This is a genomic window from Labrys sp. WJW (assembly GCF_001676615.1).
Lineage (GTDB): Bacteria > Pseudomonadota > Alphaproteobacteria > Rhizobiales > Labraceae > Labrys > Labrys sedimenti.
Genome location: NZ_LYXZ01000134.1, coordinates 1 through 647, shown reverse-complemented (window position 1 = coordinate 647; position 647 = coordinate 1). Strand labels below are relative to the sequence as shown.

Annotated in this window: 1 pseudogene; it reads right to left on the bottom strand. The window is 69.1% G+C overall.

Annotated elements, in window-relative coordinates:
• Positions 1-41 precede the first annotated feature (41 nt).
• Positions 42-647, bottom strand: a pseudogene (locus tag BA190_RS34960) (NAD(P)(+) transhydrogenase (Re/Si-specific) subunit alpha); the annotation flags it as partial.

Below are 647 nucleotides of genomic sequence, written 5' to 3'. Positions count from 1 at the left end.
CATCTCTCGATGGCGCTGAAGACCCGCCCGCCAAAGATCCGTCAGGCCGGCTGCGGCTGGAAGGAAGGATGCACCACCGCCCCGTCCTTGGTGAGGAGGGTGGCCTTGACCAGCTCGTCGTCCCAATTGGGCGCCAGCACCTTCTCCTTCTTGTCGACCAGCGTCTCGACGAAGGCGAAGAGGTTGCGGGCATAGAGTGAGGAGGCGGAGGCGGCCAGGCGGCCGGGCACGTTGAGATGGCCGATGATCTTGACCCCGCCCGGCGTGACCACGACCTCGCCGGGGCGGGCGCCCTCGACATTGCCGCCTCGCTCGACCGCCAGGTCGACCAGCACCGAGCCGGGCTTGAGGCTGGCCACCATCTCGGCCGAGACCAGGCGCGGGGCGGGCCGGCCGGGGATCAAAGCGGTGGTGATGACGATGTCCTGCTTCTTGATGTGCTCGGCCACCAGGGCGGCCTGCTTGGCCTGGTAGTCCGCCGACATCGGCTTGGCATAGCCGGCTGATGTCTCGGCCTGCTTGAATTCCTCGTCCTCGACGGCGACGAACTTGGCGCCGAGCGAGGCGACCTGTTCCTTGGCGGCCGGGCGCACGTCGGTGGCGGTGACCACCGCGCCCAGGCGCCGTGCCGTGGCGATGGCCTGCAG